The organism is Arabiibacter massiliensis (assembly GCF_902386925.1).
Classification (GTDB): Bacteria; Actinomycetota; Coriobacteriia; order Coriobacteriales; family Eggerthellaceae; genus Arabiibacter; species Arabiibacter massiliensis.
The window spans coordinates 26,036-42,995 of the sequence record NZ_LR698996.1 but is presented as its reverse complement, the minus strand read 5'-3'; the positions used below and the strand labels follow the sequence as shown (position 1 = coordinate 42,995).

The window sequence follows — 16,960 nt, the reverse complement described above, 5'->3', positions numbered from 1 at the left end:
TATAGCACACACTTTTTTCACTGGAAGGATTCTGTACCGAAAATCTGGTTTTCGACACTAGACAGCGCTTGCCGATTCACCGCCCATACCCAACTCAAGCACAGTCCGCTCATGGTTATAGGGAGCGTGTCAATATAAAACAAGTTATACTTTGAAGACACAGGGATAAAAAACGAGGCACGGAGGAGCGCGGCGAATGCAAGCAATTATCTTGGCTGCAGGCATGGGTAAAAGGTTGAAGCACCTGACGGCAAGCAACACGAAGTGCATGCTGAACGTCAACGGCATCACGCTCATAGAGCGGTTGCTGGCTCAGCTCGAAGGCCTCGAACTCAAGAGGATTGTCATTGTGGTAGGCTACGAGAGCGGCAAACTCATTGATTTTATTGATGAACTCGGCATCTCAACCCCTATCGAGTATATCGTCAACCCCATTTTCGACAAAACCAACAACATCTACTCACTGTTCCTTGCAAAAGATCGTTTAATAGAAGATGACACTCTGTTGCTCGAATCGGATCTCATCTTTGAGGACGGCATTCTGCAAGAACTAGTTGATGACCCCCGACCCACCCTCGCACTTGTCGACAAGTACGAAAGCTGGATGGACGGCACTGTCGTTAAAATCGATGAACATGACGACATCGTTGCCTTCATTCCCGGAAAAAAGTTCGTATTCGACGACATATCCGAATACTACAAGACGGTCAACATTTACAAATTCTCTCGTTCCTTTTCGCGCACTCATTACGTTCCTTTCCTTGAAGCATATTCACAAGCCCTTGGAAACAACGAGTATTACGAGCAAGTCCTGCGAGTCATCACCATGCTCGACGATGCCGAAGTCAAAGCAAAAAGGCTCGCTGGCAAGCTTTGGTACGAGATCGATGATTTGCAGGATCTTGATATAGCGGAATCCATGTTCGCTCCGAACGACGAGGAGAGACTCTCTCTTCTTCAAAACCGCTTTGGTGGATATTGGCGCTATCCAAATCTTATAGATTTCTGCTATTTGGTAAATCCGTATTACCCTCCCCAACGACTCATGGATGAGATGAAGAGCAATTTCGAGAAGCTGTTGACGCAATACCCCTCCGGAATGAGGGTGAACGCACTGCTGGCTGCTAAGAATTTCGGTGTCAATCAAGATTGCATACTCGTTGGCAACGGCGCAGCCGAGCTCATAAGGTCTCTGCTGAGCGTCATCACGGGCCGTATCGGTATCGTTCGTCCGACGTTCGAAGAATACCCGAATCGTTGCACCGAGGCGTCCGTTGTCGTTTTTCAGCCCGACAACGAGAATTTCTCGTACACCGAAGAGGATCTTATCTCGTTTTACTCTATTAATAAAATCGATATTCTCGTGCTCATTAACCCAGACAATCCTTCGGGCAATTACCTACCGAAAAAGCACGTCGAAAACCTCGCTTCCTGGTGCGAGGACAACAGCGTACGACTCATACTCGATGAAAGTTTTGCTGACTTTTCCAACGAAACTGACTGCTCGTTCATTCGTGACAAGCTGCTTGAACGTTACCCGCATCTCGTTGTCGTAAAAAGCATATCGAAGTCGTATGGGGTACCCGGTGCAAGACTTGGAGTCCTAGCATCCTTTGATAAAATCCTCATCTCCGCCCTAAAGAAGGACTTAGCCATTTGGAACATAAACTCCTTCGGTGAGTTCTACCTGCAGATTGCCGAGAAGTACAAATCTGATTACGCTCAAGGTCTAGATCGATTCAGATCGGCACGCGACCGCCTGACGGGCAATCTTTCCCGCATCGGCAATCTTCGCGTAATACCCTCCCAAGCGAACTACCTCATGGTAGAGGTGCTCGGCAGCATGACGGCGACACAATTAACGCGAAGGCTCCTGAGCGAAAGATCTCTTCTCGTGAAGGATCTTACTGGAAAAATCGACTACAAGGGACGGCAGTATATCAGGGTAGCCATCCGCAATGAAGAAGACAACGACATCCTCGTGGCCGCATTAAGAGAACTGCTCGAGTAAATACGCTGAATCTCGGAGTTGATACGCGAACGATCAGAGACAGGAGCGCTCTATGAACATCACCGTTATTGGCGGGGGAAACGTGGGATCGCTGCTTGCAGCCGACTGCGCAAAAAAAGGGCATGCGGTGACAGTGTTCGCGTCCGACGCCCCAAATTGGAGTGCTAATATGGACGTCTTCGACGCCGATGAGCGCCTCCTTTTCTCAGCCCAACTCGGCTGCGTAACCGACAAGCTCGACGAAGCGGTTCGCAACGCAGACCTCATATGGGTGACGTACCCTCTTAACGCTTTGGGTTCGATCGCCGAAGAGCTTTTCCCTTACACAAGATCAAGTCAAATCATCGGCATTACCCCTGGCGCATGCGGAGAATTCTTTTTCGCCGAACATGTTAGGCGGGGGTGCACCCTTTTCGGACTGCAGCGCGTCCACTCCATCGCCCGAATAAAAGAGCGAGGCCGCAGCGTTTACGAGCTAGGAAGGAAGCCCGAGGTCCAAGTGGCGACAATTCCCTCCAGCGCCGTTGGGGATATTGGAGTGCTTGTAGAGGAGCTATTAGACACGCCAGCCGTTAGGTTGCCTAACTATCTTGTGGAAACGCTTACGCCTTCGAACCCCATCCTGCACACAACTCGCTTAAAAACGATGTTCTCAGATTGGGAGCCCGGCAAAACCTACAATCGAAACATTCTTTTTTATGAAGAATGGGACAATGAGTCGTCTGACCTTCTTATCGCCTGCGACGAGGAGGTTCAGAACATCTGCCAGAGCTTGCCTCTCGACCTTTCCGGAGTCGTGCCACTCACCGAGCATTACGAAAGCCCGAATGCTGAAGCGATGACGAGGAAAATCTCGGGCATACCGGCTTACAGAGGCCTTACTTCACCTATGAAGCAGATCCGCCCAGGGGAATGGGTCCCGGATTTCGACTCGCGCTATTTCAAGGCTGATTTCGGATTCGGCTTAGCCGCTATTCAAAAAATTGCTCGACTGGCCGAAGCCGATACACCCTCGATTGATGGCGTGCTGGACTGGTATCGCCACGTAGCCGAATATGAAGAGGCAATGGAAACGTTCCCGGCAGTGCTTGGCGAGCTCATCAACCTCTATTCTTAGCCAACCGAACTGGAAGAGCCGATTGCATATGAAAGCGTATCACGGAAGCATTATTACCGTTGACCCCTCCGATAGCGAAGTCGCCTGGCTCGTTGAGGAAGAGGGGCGGATCGCTTACATAGGAGATACCCTGCCAAGTCGCTATGCGCATAGCGAGATTGTCGAGCTTGGAGAACGCGCGCTCTGTCCGAGCTTCGTCGACACTCACGAGCATTTCGCCAGCTTCGCCACATTCAACGCAGGGCTCAATGTCATGAACGCGTCTTCGAACTCCATTATCTCAAACAGAGTGAAGGAGTATGCATCCGAATGCTCCGATCAGACAATCATCGCCTTCGGGGCCTCGCCTCATTCTGTCAAAGAAGGCCGCTTGATCACCAAAGCAGAGCTGGATGCAGCCTGCCCTGACAAGCCGGTTATGGTGGTAAAGTACGACGGACATGCTTGCATAGTCAACACCGCGCTTCTCGAAAAGGTGGCGAAACGCATTGACGGACTCCGCGGATTCCACCCCGATACCGGAGAGATGAACCAGGAAGCCTTTTTCGGCGTTTCCAACTATATCACCGGCTCCTTGTCCATTTCACAACTGGTGAAGAACATGCAAAGGGCCATGGATTACCTCGCAGAACGAGGAATAGGGATGGTCCATACGGCAAGCGGCGTTGGATTCGCGGGAAACTTGGACATATCGTTGGAAAAGTGGGTCGGAAAGAGCGCGCAAAACGGCTTCCAGATCCGAGTTTATCCTCAATCAATGGATACAAGGGTCGCAGTCGAGCGAAAGATTCCACGCATAGGAGGCTGTTTCGCGTGTGCTCTCGACGGCTGTTTCGGCTCCATAGACGCCGCGATGAACGAGCCTTATGCAGGGGTCGATGAAAGGGGCGTGCTCTACTACACGGACGAGGAAGTCATCACCTTCTGCAAAAGAGCTAACCGTGCAGGCCTACAAATCGAGATGCACGCGATCGGCGACGCCGCTTTCGACCAGGCTACTCGAGCCATCAAAGCCGCACTTGACGATTTCCCTCGCGTCGATCATCGTCATGGGATCATTCATGCCTGCCTGCCCACCGACAAAGGCATGGCGATTTGCGCTGAGTATGAAATACAGCTTCCGATGCAGCCGTCTTTCATCGATTGGCCCCAAGAGCCCAATTCTTATCTGGATGGAATTCTCGGAGTCCGTTCCCGCAGACTCAACCCGCTTCGCGAACTTTGGGATGCGGGAATCACCCTCTCGTCAGGGTCGGATGCGCCCTGCACCGATCCCAACCCCTTGCTTTGGATTCAACGAGCCTGCAATCACACCGATCCCTACATGTCGCTCAGCATTCGGGAGGCGCTGCGCATGTGCACATACAACGGCTACTGGACATCTTTCGACGAAAAAGAGCGGGGCTCGCTCGAGGAGGGCAAAATCGCTGACATGGTCGTTCTGTCTGCCAACCCTTACAAAACCCCTGTTAAACTTCTTCATACGTTGCGCGTCGAGGACTTGATTCTCGGAGGCTCGCCCTACCAGCCGCAGAGCCAAGGCATCGCAAGAGCCCTCGCGTTGGGAATTGCGAACCGTGCTAAAGTGTAAGCGCACTGAAAATGACGCGGCAATTGTTGATGCAGAAAGCCGCTTGATGCAAACTGATTTTAGAGTCCAGCTCGGATAGGAAAAGAAGTGCTCAACGCCGAAGAATTCGAGTTCCTGTCAAGTCGCGCGACGCCATCGCCTCAACCAAATATCATCTCAGGCGAAACAAAAGGATGTCCAACCGCTCAAGATGAGTCAACGAAAGCAAGGCTTGCCTCTCGCGGGCTCATCGACGAGAATGGGGATATCACCAACCTGGGTTTGTCGGAGCTCTCTCCGTACAAAGTCGAAAGCGCGGTCATCCTGGCCGCAGGTATGGCCACTCGATTCGCCCCACTTTCGTACGAACGGCCAAAAGCCATGTTTGAGATTCGCGGCGAAATCCTCATTGAAAGGCTCATTCGCCAGCTTAAAGAGGCCGACATCAAAAACATCGCCGTTGTTGTCGGATACATGAAGGAAGCGTTCTTCTACTTGGAGGACGAGTTCAACGTTCGGATCATTATCAATCCAGAGTATTCGAACCGAAACAACCATTCCTCCCTATGGGCCGCACGCGAGCACCTTGGAAACTCCTATATCATATCCTCCGACCAGTTCTATTCCAGGAATATCTTCAGGCCATACGAGTTCATGCCGTTTTGCTCAGCTGTACGCCTTGAAAAAGGGCGCTCTGAGCAATTGATCGAGACGGATGAGAACAACCGAATCATCTACATCGGCTCGGAAAGTGAAAGCGCTTATCGGATGCAAGGACCTGCCTACTTCGACAAGGCTCTCTCAAATCGCTTCCTTGCGATTCTTGAGCAAGAATACAACCGTCCCGCAACCATCGGAAAGCTCTGGGACACAGTCCTTGCGGAGCATCTCGACGAGTTTTCCATCGCCTTGAAGCCCTGGACAGAAGAAGCCATTCACGAATTCGACTATATTAGCGATCTCTGCTCTTTTGATCAGGACTTTTTTGAAAACGTCGATTCAAACATTCTTGATAACATCTGCTCGACGATTAAATGCGCTCGCACAGACATCGAAGGTATCGAGCCTGTAAAGGCGGGGCTCACAAACCTCTCCGTGCTCTTTTCGGCTAAAGGAGACCAATACATTTACCGCCACCCAGGAACAGGAACCGACGAAATTATCAATCGCGACGCAGAAGCCCATTCTCTGAGAGTCGCCAAGAAACTCGGCTTTGACGAGACGTTCATTTACGAAGACCCGAAGACAGGTTGGAAGATATCGAGATATATCCCGAACTGCGTCCCTTTCGATTATCGCAACGAAGGGCATGTGACTCGCGCCATGAGAATCGCGAGGAAATTGCACGAAAGCGGAGAAACGTCGCCGTGGTCGTTCGACTTCTACGAAGAGGCCAAGAAAATCGTTTCCCTGCTTATCGAATCCTCATATCCTCTTCCCCCCGATTTTGACGCCATCTCCTCCATCATCGAAGAGCTTGCATGTTATGAGAGAGAGCAAGAAGCGAGTCCCGTGCTGTGCCATAATGACTTCTATGGGCCCAATTTCCTCATAAACGATCAGGTTTTCTACTTGATCGACTGGGAATATTCTGCCATGGGAGATTACGGCTGCGACATTGGCAACTTCATTGCCCAGGGTTCAGGTTATACCGAGGACGAAGCCGTCCGCGTTCTTGATCTGTACTTTGGTCGGCAAGCTACAGATGACGAAGTGCGACACTGCTTGGCCTGCACCGCCATTGTCGGTTATTATTGGTTTGTTTGGGCAGTGTACAAGGAAAGCAAGGGCAATCCCGTTGGGGAGTGGCTGTATACATGGTACACAGCGGCAAAGCGTTTCGGCACTTACGCATTGTCGCTACACACGCATGCAGAAGGAGGCAGCGATGCTATCGTTTGAAGAATTTGAGTCGCTTACTTTGCTCGCAAACGAGGGCAAAGCCTCGGTTGAGCAGCTGGAGCTTTTGGAGCCCTACCGCGCAAAACGCGCGATCCTCCTTGCCGCCGGATTCGGCAGTCGCATGCTCCCACTCACCCTCAACACGCCGAAGCCCTTAATCAGGATCAACGGACGCCGGATCATTGAATCCATCTTGGACAGCCTTATTGCTGTGGGAATCGAAGATATCGTCATTGTGCGAGGCTACCTTGCCGAAGAATTTGAGGTTCTTCTCAACAAGTATCCCATGATTCGCTTCATCGACAACAGCCTCTTCAATACCACAAACAACATTTCTTCAGCACTGGTGGTACTCAAGGATGATCCCGCCGCTTTTGAAAACGCGTACGTGTTCGAAAGCGATCTTTTTATAAAGAACCCATCCATTATCACGCAATACCAATGGCGGTCAAATTACTTGGGCGTACCTGTAAACGAGACCCCTGATTGGTGCTTCGATGTTGAAGGCGATTTCATTCGAGATTTGCACAAGGGCGGCTCGAATTGCTTTCATATGTATGCCATATCCTATTGGAGTCCGAAGGATGCTACGCGTCTTGCCAAAGACATTCCCGAAGCTTTTGCCAGCGAAGAAAATCGGCAGCGCTTTTGGGACGATGTGCCTTGCGTCACCCATCGCGAAAATTACGAAGTGGCCGTACGCCCATGCACGTTTGAAGACGTTGAGGAGATCGACTCACTATCAGAGCTTGCAGCAATCGACCCAGCATACCATTTCGAAAGGTCGCACGATTGACGTCTTTCACGAACGCCCACGGGTTGCCTGATGGCAGCTCCCGATGGGAGCTGCCGACGAAAAGGCGTTGCAATAAGGCTTCTTTGCATCGATAATAAATAAGCTATGGTCTTTTCCTCATCAATATTTCTGTTCGCTTTTTTTCCCGTTGTTCTCATCGGCTACTTTATCGTACCTTCGAGAGCTCTCAAAAACACGTTTCTCCTCATCGCCTCTCTATTGTTTTACGCATGGGGTGAGCCCGTCTACATTCTTTTGATGCTTGCGTCGATCTTCTGCAATTGGCTTCTCGCTCTTCTGATCGAGGACAAAAAATTTGATGAGCATAGAAAGCTTTTGCTCGTAGTCTCAGTGATTTTCAACATTGCCGTCATCGGTTTTTTTAAATACGAGGGGTTTTTAGCCAATATCGTCAATGGAATGCTGGGGTTCACTCTTATCCCCAACCTTGAACTCCCCCTGCCAATCGGCATCTCGTTTTACACGCTACAAGCACTGTCTTACGTAATCGACGTATATCGTCGAGAAGTTCCTGCTCAACGCAATGTTCTGTACCTTGGCATGTACATATCGTTCTTCCCTCAGCTCATCGCTGGCCCCATCGTTCGCTATCAAACTATCGCAGATCAGATCCGCAACAGAAAAGAGTCCTTCTTCGACGTCTGCGTAGGAATGAGGCTCTTCATCGTCGGACTTGCGAAGAAGGTTCTCCTGGCAAACGTCATGGCCATTTTGGCAACCGACATGCTTTCCTCGGGTGGAGAGAACATCGGCGCAATCGGTGCCTGGCTCGGCCTCATCGCGTATACTTTCCAGATCTTCTTTGATTTTTCCGGTTACTCCGATATGGCTATAGGCCTTGGGCGCATGTTCGGGTTCAGCTATTTGAGAAACTTCAACTACCCTTACATTTCCAAGAGCATCACCGAATTCTGGCGGAGATGGCATATATCTCTTTCGACCTTCTTTCGCGATTACCTCTATATTCCCCTCGGTGGGAACAGGGTTTCTCAAAAGCGCTGGGTTTTCAACATCCTTTGCGTATGGACGGTGACCGGCCTATGGCATGGTGCCGCCTGGAACTACATATTGTGGGGAGCGTTTTACGGCGGCATCCTGCTCTGCGAGAAGCTTCTCTGGGGGGGGGTTCTTTCCAAACTCCCTTCGATGCTTCAGCATTCGTACACTATTCTCATATTCATGCTAGGCTGGCTTCTTTTCTGGATCGAAGATACTCAGGCCCTTACAAGCTACGCAAGCGCATTGATCGGATCGTACGGCGCTACAGGCACATCGACATTTTGGCAATTGGGGGCTTGGGAGTACTGGCCCGTGCTCTGCGCCTGCATAGTCGCCTCCACGCCGCTCGTGCCCTTTCTTCGCGCATGGCTTGCCAAGTGGGGACGTGGGGAAAAGGGAAGGCCCGACCATGTGGATATCGTTGATATGAAGCACCTCTCAACCAATACTCTATGCACGTTCGATATAGTCAACACACTTCCCAAACGTCAAGCAGTTCTCAACGCGATCTCTTTCGCAATCGACGCATTACTCATTCTGCTCTTAGTGTTGAGCGCAATATCGATCGTGTCAGGATCATTCAATCCGTTTATCTACTTTAAGTTCTAACCATGTTTGAGGATGTATGACTATGCGCAAACCGGCGAACGTCTCACAGGCCCAATGGATTTCATCGCTTCTACTTATCACCGTCGTCGGGGGGTTTCTCCTTGCAGTCCCGGTGGGCATCCTTGCGTCGAAGATCGCGCCTTGGACCCTCCCTGATGACGCATACCCCGCCTACGACCTTTCTTATTTGGAAGGTAGAAAATACACCTCAGCTCCGATCCCGTCAGGTGAGAGTATTTTCTCAGGAGCATTTCAAAGTGATGCAGAGTCATTCGTCGCAGACAGCATCCCCTATCGAGACACGACTCTCCTCATCAACTCTACCCTTCAGCGTTCTGTGATCGAAGTCGCAGCGAAACCTTTCCGGTTTGAGACGCTACCTGGCTTTTTCGACTCTTCGTACAATCTTTCGGATAACGGGAAATTTTACATAACAGCAGAAAGTTTGACGCCAAGCGAGGAAGAAACGGTTCGCGAGCAAACGCAGGAGGCGGCTTTGGCGTATGCGAATTTCGCAGCACGCCATCCCTCAAGCACCTGCCTCGTCTACCATGTCGCCTACTCCCAAATGAGTCCGGACAATCGCACAATTCCCCTTGTCTCGAACGCCTGGACATCGGAGGATCGCAAAGAATGCTTCGAGCCTTTCATGGGGGACGCTATTTCGTACTCGGACAACACCGACCTCGTTGATGCCGACTACTACTTCAGCACCGATCACCATTGGACGATTCAAGGGGCATATAGAACCTACTGCGACCTCGCCCTCAAACTCGGTTTCTCCCCACTTGCATTCAGCGAAGACGATCTAATGACGTTTGGCACGCCATTTTACGGAACGCTCTCGCGCTACGCCCTTAATGACGCCGTTTTCCCTGATTTCATTAGCGACTATGCGTTCGATTACCCTGATTACGAGATAACCGTCAATGGTAAGCATGTTGAAGAACGCGGAGACAAGAGTCGCTACCAAAGAGGTGAAGCGGATCCCTCGAAATTCATGGATCGTCACAGTGAGTACTTCGGCTCTAGCGAGACCGAAGTGATCTACAGGAATCCCAACAATCCTCAGGGCAAAACCCTGCTTGTCGTAAGGGACTCCTACATGAGCGATATCGAGCCAATGGTCGCCTACCATTACAGCACGGTTCATTTTCTCGATCTTCGAAACGACGATGCTCCACAGCTGGAAACCTTCTTATCCGAGCACCCTGCTGATGATATCCTCTTTATGGGCAGCAGCATGCTCACCTGGGAAAGCGTTATATCAAAGATTAATCTAGAAAACAATTAGCACAGTAAAACGGAAGGCCGCCTCACATGACTGCAGACGTCAGATCAATTAAGAAAATCGCCATCGTCACCATGGGCGTGAAGCTCGGGAACGAGACCAAGGGTTACGACCGCTTCAAGTACCTCGCCAACATGCTCGTCGATCATGGATTCGAAGTGGACCTGATCACTTCCTCGTTTCAGCATTGGGAGAAGAAGCAGCGAAACACGGCTGATCCCTGCTATGCAGACGAGCAGTTCAACGTCGTGTTCATCGACGAGCCCGGCTATCGCAAGAACGTCGACCTCCGCCGCGTGAAGAGCCACGCAATCGCCGCCAAGAACCTCACGGAGCATTTCAAAGTGCACGACGACTACGATCTCATCTACTCGGAGATACCCCCGAACGACGTCGCGCTCTCCTGCGCCCTCTTCGCGGAGGTGAAGGGCATCCCCTACGTGTGCGACGTCAACGATCTCTGGCCCGAGGCCATGCGCATGGTGCTCGACGTGCCTGTTTTGAGCGACATCCTCTTCCACCCGCTCGCGCGCGATGCGAAGGCCGTCTACTCGCGCTGCAGCGCCGTTGTGGGAACATCCGACGAGTACGCCCAGCGCCCCCTCAAAGACGCGCGAGAGGGCATAGAGCACGTCACCGTGTACGTTGGAAACGAGCTTGCGTCTTTCGATGCCGAAGTCGATGAATACGCCGGCAGCATAGAGAAGCCCGATGGCGAGTTCTGGGTGACTTATGCGGGTACCATCGGAACCAGCTACGACATCCGCACCATGGTGCTTGCTGCCGAGGAGCTCAAACGAAGAGGCCGCAGCGAGATCAAGATGATGATCCTCGGCGGCGGCCCTCTTAAGGATGAGCTTGAGGAACTCGCACGCAGCTTAGATTGCCGCGTCGACTTCCTCGGTTACCTTCCGCACGGTGAGATGGCGGCGTATCTATCGAAATCCGACATACTCGTCAACTCTTTCGTGAAGAAGGCACCGCAAAGCATAGTGACCAAAATCGGAGATTATCTTGCGGCTGCCAAACCGATGATCAACACATGCGTCAGCCCCGAATTCAAAGCGAAGGTCGAGCATGACGCCTTCGGCATCAACATCGAGCCGGAAGATCCTTCCATCCTCGCCGATGCGATCGAGGCGCTGGAGGCCGATCCTCAACTGCGCTCCGGCATGGGCGTAAACGCGAGAATGATCGCAGAAACCCAGTTCGACAGGCCGAAGTCGTATTTGAAGATAGAGGAGCTGATTAACCGCCTCCTCTCTAACTAGTAAAGAGGGCGTCTTCTAAACGCCACAGGCCTCCATTCGAGGAGGCCTGTGGCGTTACCGGTTGTGCACCGTATGCCGGTACGTCGGCACGGCCTCCTCGAGGATGCGCACCGCGTCCTCGTCGCAGCATGAGAGGGCCTCCTCCAGCTCGTCGAGCTTGGCCGCGACCTCCTCGTAGCTGATCTCCTGGCCGGTCGATATCATGATGGACTTGCTGTCCGTGGCGAGCGTGCTCTCCTCGTCCATGAGCAGCTCCTCGTACATCTTCTCGCCGTCGCGCAGTCCCGTGAACGTGATCTCCACGTCGGCGCCGGACAGGCGGATGAGGTTTTTGGCCAGATCGACGATCTTCACCGGCTCGCCCATGTCGAGGATGAAGATCTCGCCGCCGTGAGCCATGCCGCCGGCTTGGATGACGAGGCGCGTGGCTTCAGGGATGGTCATGAAGAACCGCTCGATGTCAGGGTGCGTCACCGTGAGGGGGCCTCCGGCGGCGATCTGCTTCTTGAACAGCGGGATCACGCTGCCGTTGCTGCCGAGCACGTTACCGAAGCGCACCGCCGAGAACACCGTCTTCGAAGCACGCGCGTAGTACTGCATCACCATCTCGCCCATGCGCTTCGTGGCGCCCATCACGCTCGTGGGATTGACGGCCTTGTCCGTAGAGATGAAGATGAACCGCTCGGCGCCGTAAGCATCGGCCGCGCGCGCTACGTTGAGCGTGCCGAATACGTTGTTCTGCACCGCCTCGCGCGGACAGGCTTCCATGAGGGGCACATGCTTGTGGGCGGCGGCATGGAAGACTGCCGAGGGATGATGCTTCTCGAAGAGCTCGTTCACGCGCGGCTTGTCGCACACGCTGCCGATCTCGATGATCACGTCGATGTCGTCGTACTCGCGGATGAGCTCCTGGCGCAGCATATACGCGTCGTTCTCGTAGATGTCGAAGATGACGATGCGCGCCGGCGCCACCTTGGCCAGCTGCCGGCAGAGCTCGCTGCCGATCGACCCGCCGCCGCCGGTGACGAGCACCGTCTCGCCCGCGATGTAGCTCGAGGCTATGCGCGTGTCGAGCACGATCTCCTCGCGGCCGAGCAGGTCGGTGACATCGACGTCGCGCAGGGCTACGTCGCCGAGCTCGTCGATGCGCAGCTCGCGGATGTTCGGCAGGGTGCGGAGCTTGCAGTCCGTCTCCGTGCAGATGGCGTAGATACGCTTGCGCTCCGCAGTCGTTGCCGAAGGGATTGCCACGACGATCTGCTCGATGTCGTAGCGGTCGACGAGCGAGATGATGTCCGCGCTCGAACCCGCTACCTTCACGCCGTGTATCCGCGAGCCGCGCTTGGACGGATCGTCGTCGGTCGCGACCACTGGAATGCCCGGCATGTTGGGATCCTTCGAGGCCATGCGCGTGACCGTGAGCGAGCCCGTCTCCCCCGCCCCGACAATGAGCGTGCGCGGCCGCTCCACTTCAACCTGAGCATGAAAAGGCCTCTTGCGGCGCAGAATTCGCCACACCATGCGCACACCGCCCAAGATGAGAACCAGGAGGATGGCTGAGGCAATGAACACGCGAATGGGCAGACGAACGTCGATGATCCAGAGGAACACGGCACCCGCCAACGTCGAAAGGACCACGGAGAGCACGATCTGGATAGCCTCATCGATGCTCGCGTACTCCCACAGGTTGTTGTACATGCGGAACAACGCCAAGCCCGCGACGTTGAACATCGCGAGGATGCCGAGCATGAAGAAGATCTCGTTGTTGACGAACACCTCGTCGTACACGTTCGTGAGAAGCGACGCAAGCCAATAAGCGGCATAAGTAGCCGCCACGTCGAACAGCAGGAGAAGAGCCGTACGCTTCGCTATGTGCAAATCCATGGATCCCTCGCTCGCTTGAGAGTTTTATAGCCGATCAGATATTGTAATTGAAGCGTTGGAGGAATGGAACGAATTATCGCAACAACGCGGTCATCTCCACTTTAAGCCCAGGTAGAAGCCACAAGACAGCTTGTCCCAAAAATGCGAGAAGCTCCAGAATCGCAAGGAATCTGGAGCTTCTCATCATGTGAAAACGCCCTCCGCGAGCGCGACGCCCTATCCTCCCACAGCCTGACGCTGCAGTACTTTCGGCGATGGCGGGCTTAACTTCCGGGTTCGGAATGGGACCGGGTGATCCCCGCCTCCATGGTCGCGCTCGCGGGGGGCGTTCCCCCGCGGCCTCTCTGGGCCGCCTCGGGCGGATGCGGCCCCCCCCCGCGCCACCCTGGCGGTTGCACAGCGCTTCGACGAGCGATCGCGACGGATCGATTTGGATGAAGAATAGATCCAAGAAGAGCTCGGGCTATTAGTACCGCTCGGCTGAGGCGATCGCTCGCCTTGCACCTGCGGCCTATCGACCAGGTGTTCTGCCTGGGCCCTTACCAAAAAGAGGACTCATCTTGGAGACGGCTTCCCACTTAGATGCTTTCAGCGGTTATCCGTGCCGGACGTAGCTAGGCAGCCGTGCCGTTGGTCGACAACTGCTGCACCAGAGGTCCGTCCACCCCGGTCCTCTCGTACTAGGGGCAGACCTCCTCAATCCTCTTGCGCCTGCGGAGGATAGGGACCGAACTGTCTCACGACGTTCTGAACCCAGCTCGCGTACCGCTTTAAATGGCGAACAGCCATACCCTTGGGACCGACTTCAGCCCCAGGATGCGATGAGCCGACATCGAGGTGCCAAACCTTGCCGTCGATGTGGACTCTTGGGCAAGATCAGCCTGTTATCCCCGGAGTACCTTTTATCCGTTGAGCGACGGCCATTCCACTCTGAGCCGCCGGATCACTAGAACCGACTTTCGTCTCTGCTCGGCTTGTGGGCCTCGCAGTCAAGCCCGCTTACACTCTTGCGCTCTCGGGACGATTGCCAACCGTCCTGAGCGGACCTTTGCGCGCCTCCGTTACGTTTTGGGAGGCGACCGCCCCAGTCAAACTACCCGCCTGACACGGTCCTCCCGCCGGATCACGGCCGGGAGTTAGATCGCCGGAACGACGAGGGCAGTATTCCAAGGCCGGCTCCACGGGAACTGGCGTCCCCGCTTCGAAGCCTCCTGCCTATCCTCTGCGCGCCGAGCCAACGATCAATGTCAAGCTGCAGTAAAGGTTCACGGGGTCTTTCCTTCCTTCCGCAGGTAATTCGCATCTTCACGAATAATACAATTTCACCGGGTCCATGGTTGAGACAGCGCCCAAATCGTTACGCCATTCGTGCAGGTCGGAACTTACCCGACAAGGAATTTCGCTACCTTAGGACCGTTATAGTTACGGCCGCCGTTTACCGGGGCTTAGTTTCAGAGCTTCGCGTTTCCGCTGACCCATCCACGTAACCTTCCGGCACCGGGCAGGCGTCAGACCCTATACTTCGCCTTGCGGCTTGGCAGAGTCCTGTGTTTTTGATAAACAGTCGCTTGGGCCGTTTCGCTGCGACCCCCGGCCGCTCCGGACGCGAGGTCCTTCACCGCCAGGGGCACTCCTTCTCCCGAAGTTACGGAGTCAATATGCCGAGTTCCTTAACCATGGTTCTCCCGATCGCCTCGGTATGCTCTACCCGCCCACCTGTGTCGGTTTTGGTACGGGCGCCGATGTCGCTCCCTAGAGGTTTTTCTCGGAAGCATGGGCTCGACGGCTTCGGCTGATGCCTTCGTCTCGCGTCTCGGGCTTATGTGCGGAGCTGATTTCCATGCTCCGCGCCCTACGCGCTTTCACGGGGACGTCCAGAACCCCGCCCGTCTACCCTTCTCCGTCACCCCGTCGGTGATGACGCTCCATCGGCGGTACAGGAATGTCCGCCTGTTGTGCATCGGCTACGCCTCTCGGCCTCGCCTTAGCTCCCGACTGACCCTGGGAGGATTAGCCTTGCCCAGGAACCCTTAGGCTTACGGCGGCGGCGTTTCTCGCGCCGCTCTCGTTACTCATGCCAGCATTCTCACTTCCCCGCGCTCCACGGTCGGTCGCCCTTCCGCTTCGCCGCGAGGGGAAAGCTCCCCTACCACTAGAAATCTAGTCCGCCGCTTCGGTACCATGCTTAGCCCCGTGAATTGTCGGCGCATGTCCACTTGACCAGTGAGCTGTTACGCACTCTTTAAATGCATGGCTGCTTCTAAGCCAACATCCTGGTTGTCTAGGCAAACGCACATCCTTTGCCACTCAGCATGGATTTAGGGACCTTAGCGGGCGGTCTGGGCTGTTTCCCTTTCGAGCACACAGCTTAGCCCACATGCTCTGACTCCCGGACTCTGATCCGACGGCATTCGGAGTTTGGTTCGCGTCGGTAGGCGGTGAAGCCCCCTCGACGATCCAGTGCTCTACCGCCGTCGGAGAACGTCCGAGGCTAGCCCTAAAGCTATTTCGGGGAGAACGAGATATCTCCGGGTTTGATTGGCCTTTCACCCCTATCCACGGGTCATCCCCTCCGTTTTCAACCGAAGTGGGTTCGGCCCTCCACGGGGTCTTACCCCCGCTTCAGCCTGCCCATGGATAGCTCACCCGGCTTCGCGTCTGCGGCAAGCGACTCATTCGCCATCTTAAAGGCTCGCTTTCACTGCGGCTCGGTTCAAACCTTAACCTCGCCGCTTACCGCAACTCGCTGGCTCATTCTACAAAAGGCACGCCGTCACCCCGCTGGGGGGCTCCGACTGCTTGTAGGCGCACGGTTTCAGGTACTGTTTCACTCCCCTCTCGGGGTGCTTTTCACCTTTCCCTCACGGTACTGGTTCGCTATCGGTCACAGGAGAGTGTTCAGCCTTGGAGGGTGGTCCCCCCTGCTTCGCACCGGGTTTCACGTGCCCGGCGCTACTCGGGTGCCGTCCTCGGGGTCCGCGCGGTTCAACGTACGGGGCTCTCACCCTGTTCCGCCGGCCTTCCCAGGCCGTTCCGCTACCGCGCGGATTTGTAACCCCGTCCATGGTCTGAGGCCCATGGAGGAGACGGTCCCACAACCCCTCATGCAGCAACGCCCTCAAGCTTACACATGCATGGGTTTGGGCTGGTGCGCTTTCGCTCGCCGCTACTCGCGCAATCTCGGTTGATTTCTCTTCCTCCGGGTACTTAGATGTTTCAGTTCCCCGGGTTGCCTCCTCGCATCCTATTCTATTCAGATGCGGGTGACTGGGCATGACCCCAGCCGGGTTCCCCCATTCGGAGACCTGCGGATCAAAGGGTGTTTGCCCCTCCCCGCAGCTTATCGCAGCTTGCCGCGTCCTTCGTCGACTTCCTGTGCCAAGGCATCCGCCGTGCGCCCTTAACATCTTCTTGGACAGATGTTCTCGGGTATATCCATATCGATGATATCGCGATCGTTTCAGATGCCCCCTCCCCCGAAGGGGAGGG

The 16,960-nt window shown here is 54.4% G+C and carries 9 protein-coding genes and 2 rRNA genes; 8 read left to right on the top strand and 3 right to left on the bottom strand.

The genetic code is table 11. The features are described 5' to 3' along the window. Positions 1 to 196 precede the first annotated feature (196 nt). The 8 genes from FX134_RS00190 to FX134_RS00155 all read left to right on the top strand — a co-directional run bounded on the left by FX134_RS00190 (position 197) and on the right by FX134_RS00155 (position 11,587). Positions 197 to 2,011 carry an aminotransferase class I/II-fold pyridoxal phosphate-dependent enzyme gene (locus FX134_RS00190; RefSeq protein ID WP_080796979.1) on the top strand — a complete coding sequence of 605 codons (1,815 nt, stop codon included), beginning with the start codon at positions 197 to 199 and terminating at the stop codon, positions 2,009 to 2,011. A gap of 52 nt (positions 2,012 to 2,063) precedes the next feature. Then, complete coding sequence (locus FX134_RS00185) at positions 2,064 to 3,128, top strand: NAD/NADP-dependent octopine/nopaline dehydrogenase family protein (RefSeq protein ID WP_080796978.1); 1,065 nt, start codon at positions 2,064 to 2,066, stop codon at positions 3,126 to 3,128. A 28-nt stretch (positions 3,129 to 3,156) separates the two neighbouring features. Next, positions 3,157 to 4,719, top strand: a complete 1,563-nt coding sequence (locus FX134_RS00180; RefSeq protein WP_080796977.1) for an amidohydrolase — start codon at positions 3,157 to 3,159, stop codon at positions 4,717 to 4,719. 87 nt (positions 4,720 to 4,806) lie between these two features. Then, on the top strand, positions 4,807 to 6,600 hold the full coding sequence (locus FX134_RS14705) for an NTP transferase domain-containing protein (protein ID WP_232050791.1): 1,794 nt from the start codon (positions 4,807 to 4,809) through the stop codon (positions 6,598 to 6,600). Next, on the top strand, positions 6,587 to 7,396 hold the full coding sequence (locus FX134_RS14700) for a sugar phosphate nucleotidyltransferase (RefSeq protein WP_232050790.1): 810 nt from the start codon (positions 6,587 to 6,589) through the stop codon (positions 7,394 to 7,396). The genes FX134_RS14705 and FX134_RS14700 overlap by 14 nt, the downstream gene beginning before the upstream one ends. Before the next feature lie 105 nt (positions 7,397 to 7,501). Beyond that, a complete protein-coding gene (locus FX134_RS00165) occupies positions 7,502 to 9,025 on the top strand; it encodes an MBOAT family O-acyltransferase (RefSeq protein ID WP_080796976.1) in 1,524 nt (507 codons plus the stop codon). Between the two features lie 22 nt (positions 9,026 to 9,047). Further along, positions 9,048 to 10,319 carry a DHHW family protein gene (locus tag FX134_RS00160; protein ID WP_172623316.1) on the top strand — a complete coding sequence of 424 codons (1,272 nt, stop codon included), beginning with the start codon at positions 9,048 to 9,050 and terminating at the stop codon, positions 10,317 to 10,319. A 26-nt stretch (positions 10,320 to 10,345) separates the two neighbouring features. After that, entirely contained in the window at positions 10,346 to 11,587 is a 1,242-nt protein-coding gene (locus FX134_RS00155; protein ID WP_232050789.1) for a glycosyltransferase family 4 protein, read from the top strand. Between the two features lie 54 nt (positions 11,588 to 11,641). On the opposite strand, the gene FX134_RS00150 is transcribed toward FX134_RS00155, so the two are convergent. From FX134_RS00150 to FX134_RS00140, 3 genes are all read right to left on the bottom strand, one after another. Next, positions 11,642 to 13,471 (bottom strand): polysaccharide biosynthesis protein, encoded by a 1,830-nt coding sequence (locus FX134_RS00150; protein WP_080796974.1) that lies wholly within the window; start codon positions 13,469 to 13,471, stop codon positions 11,642 to 11,644. Between the two features lie 203 nt (positions 13,472 to 13,674). After that, positions 13,675 to 13,789, bottom strand: a 5S ribosomal RNA gene (rrf, locus tag FX134_RS00145). A gap of 128 nt (positions 13,790 to 13,917) precedes the next feature. Continuing rightward, a 23S ribosomal RNA gene (locus FX134_RS00140) occupies positions 13,918 to 16,885 on the bottom strand. Positions 16,886 to 16,960 lie beyond the last annotated feature (75 nt).